Here is a 3,667-nt window from a genome sequence, read left to right on the forward strand (position 1 = left end):
AGATAGTAGAGAATAATTAGCAGGAATATTATCTACTATTTTCCCAGCATGAATATATCATAGTAAATTATTACTATTAAACAAACCAACTGCAAGAATTGATTTTAAAACTTATCTCACTTGCATTCTACTATACTCATATTATTATTTATCGAAATAAAGAATCAAAAAACTAGTATATTAGCCATTATATGAATTAAGCTAAACGATGCGTTTAGAAGGTAATACTTGATTGAATGATTGAAGATTCTTCTTTATCCACATCGTGAAAAAGTCTTTGAGGAAAATCTTAAAACATTAACAGCGCACTTAAAGATCATAGCCGGTATAAATTTTTAATTTCTTCTTTTTTAAATGTATTCTTTTCGTCTTAGTCTTAAGACAACACCATTACAACGTTAACCAATTAAAAATTTAGTATTAGCTCGTTTAAAACTTGAGCTTATTACTCAAAAAATTTTTTCCTAGCCTAGAAGAGGTTTTTATAGCCCTTTTTTATCAGTTAAAAGGTCTAGGGAAAGTGAATCAAGATTTTTCGAGATGTATATATTATTTGTGCTGTTATAATTCTGAAAGAATTCTATAAATCCAGTATGATTATTTAACTGTTCTGTGATTATGGGTATTCGTTTAATTCAACTAATCTTGTTTGCTTTTGGTATTAATAAATATTGATCCCAAAGATTTACCGACAGCTCTTCTAAGAAAATACTCTAATTAGAGAAAGGTAAAGTATTATTGATCATCAATATTTTTCCTGATGTTACACCTAAACTAATTTATAGCTTACAATCACAAATTTGTATTGAAATAGATAGCCAATCTATTAGGAGCCATCAATGCTTTACGGTAGTGTTTGCAATTAACACAACAACCATTGTTTTTAATGCTCTCTTTAAATGACCCTTTTAAAATCTTCATGCTTTTAAACTGTCTATCAAACTTACTTAAATATCAAAAATATAATCCTAAAATTATTACTTAATATAACCTCGTTCGAGGTTTATTAGACCTAACTTCAATAATAACAACTATATAAAAATCATAAGTTAAATTTATGGATAGCTGTAATAATAAACATTTAACCACCCTGAAGTTAACGCTTGCAACAATATTAACGAAAATTACATACACGACAGAATAATAATTTTTATACTTCAATATTTTGATCTTAAATATTGTGCTTCTAAAGTAGCATATCCTAAAAAATCCTTATAAAGGGTTTGTGTTAAGTCCACTAAATAGTGACCTTCATCCAACGTAAATAAATATGGTTATAAATGGGGAGAGCCCTTCCTCCTCTTCATTAAGTAATTTAATTGATCTGTATCATCCCCTCAACGTCAAATTATTGTTACTTTTTAAAAAAATACCATAATCCCCAACTAAAAGGCAATTACTTGTTATGTTAGCTAATCCATTAATAATCAATTTTTTTAAATCTGATATTATTACTGTGATTGTTAGAAGTTTTTAATAAGAGGTAAGAGCACAAAGGGGGGGATTGAAATAAAAGAGTATAATTAAGTCTGATGAAGATAAACTCAGAAATATGGATTAATTCCGTACGAAATACCACAATATAGTTACTTTTATAAGATGGCCACTATTCATTAAAGTGAACGCGTAACTTTCTGGGTTGATGTGAAAATCGTAATGCCAACTTTATTTGGTAATGCCAACCCTATTATTTAAATATTAATTGTTTAAAGATTAAAAACTCCCCATCATAAAAGTGACAAATAGTAAAATCAAATTAAAAGACCTCAAATTAAAAAACCGTGATACCGTGATAATAATTAATATACTAACCTAACCTATTGATATAATTTATTCATATTAAAGATCCGAGGTATTTTCTTTTTAGAAGCTACTAAGCTACTATCTGGTACACAAAATACCTTCTATAATGAAATTTTACTTAAAAAAATACTAGATTTTTAAAATTTATTAGTTCACGTCAATGTATTGTTAGTTAAGGAAGCATCTATACCCCCCTCAGTTAGACTAAAAAAGAATTTGTTAAAATAGCCATTAATTCTTGAAGAGCCTGACCGCGATGGCTAATTGGATTTTTTTCTTTGAAGTCTAACTCAGCAGCAGTGCAACGATGGGAAGGAATATAAAAAATAGGATCATAACCAAATCCATTTTTTCCCTTAGGTTCATAGACAATGTTTCCTTCCCAGACTCCGTGACAAATCAGAGGTGCTGGATCTGTTTCATTTTCTATTAAAGCTAAAATACAATGAAAACTTGCGCTACGATCACGACTATCTATATTCTCTAATTCTTTTAAAACTTTTTGGATTCGATCTGAATCTGTTGCATGACCACCCGCATATCGAGAAGAAAAAACTCCTGGAGCCGAATTTAAAGCAGTAATGATTAAACCAGAATCATCAGCTAACGCAGGTAGACCTGAATACTTTGCTGCATGACGAGCCTTAATAATAGCATTTTCTACGAAAGTTGTTCCAGTTTCTTCTACCGGGGGAATATTCAATTTTGTCTGAGGAATAAATCGTATTTCAAGACTTTTTAACAAATCTTGTATTTCTATCAACTTCCCTTCATTTTGACTCGCTAAAACAATTTCCAACATAATGATAACTCTATAAAATAACTTAATTCTGAACAACTCTTTTATCACTTTGTCATGTGTATGTCATAGTACATATCTTTTAGACACAGATTTAATTAATTCCTTTAAGGAGGATATAGTTAAAAATAATTTTTACATATTCTGTGGTGCATTTTCCCCCTAAAGAGTAATTTTTACCCCACGGATCTATTAAATTAGCTCTAATATAATGAAACTATCATTAAACTAATCACTTGCAATTTAAGATTATCAATTACTGTAGTTTCCAGATTCAAAATTAGCATGACAATACATTAATAGTAGTATAACGCTACATTAATACTTATTAATTACTCCCCCTAAGATAAAATCTATATTTCCTTTATTATTCAGCTCTACTTTATAGTTAAGTTCAACCATCATAAAGCCACGAATAGTGAATATAATTATTAATTCAACACTGATTGTAATTGCTAAAATAACTTCAAGCCAAGTGATTTCTTTTTTTAAGAACGACTTATAAGCTACTTTCTAATCATATCGATAACTGATCGGTTTTATCTATTGATAATGAGCATTTAAGGTAGGAATTAACCAGAATTGCTTACCATCCAATTCTCTATTGATCATTGGTTTAAATACCAACTTTTTCTAATCTTTTCAAACAGTCTGTAAAAAATGAAAGATAAATGACAACGAATTCTTTCATTCTCTTATCTAGTAATTCTACTAAATAATCATTAATATAAGGGTATATCTACATCATTCATTTGACTAATCCGTGACTGGAAAGCAATGCCATAATGTACAGACCTCAAATTTAATTAGCTTAGCAAGTAAATGAGATCTCATAAAATATTTAGCACGATAACACTTGCTCATTAAAGTTGAAACCGACGGATATTCTCATGTCTTTTCATCAAAGAAATCTAATATGCAAAGACTCTTGAAATCTATATCAAAAAGGCTATATCTTTCAAAGAAAAATAATTCACTAAAAATAGGAGTATTTTTTTTCGAATCAATATAATCAAACTGTTAATTACTAATATAACTTAGCTTTTTTAAAAAACACATCAATAA

At 28.7% G+C, this 3,667-nt stretch carries 1 protein-coding gene; it reads right to left on the reverse strand.

The window, feature by feature from the left end:
• Nucleotides 1-2,002: 2,002 nt before the first annotated feature.
• Nucleotides 2,003-2,605: an RdgB/HAM1 family non-canonical purine NTP pyrophosphatase gene (gene rdgB, locus CLERM_RS03755; RefSeq protein WP_102157246.1), complete on the reverse strand. Its 603-nt coding sequence runs from the start codon at nt 2,603-2,605 to the stop codon at nt 2,003-2,005.
• Nucleotides 2,606-3,667 lie beyond the last annotated feature (1,062 nt).

It is taken from the genome of Coxiella-like endosymbiont, from assembly GCF_002871095.1.
GTDB lineage: Bacteria > Pseudomonadota > Gammaproteobacteria > Coxiellales > Coxiellaceae > Coxiella.

Coding starts and splice junctions, on each gene's coding strand:
- rdgB (WP_102157246.1), bottom strand. CDS start 2,605: ATGTTGGAAATTGTTTTAGCGAGTCAAAATGAAGGGAAGTTGATAGAA.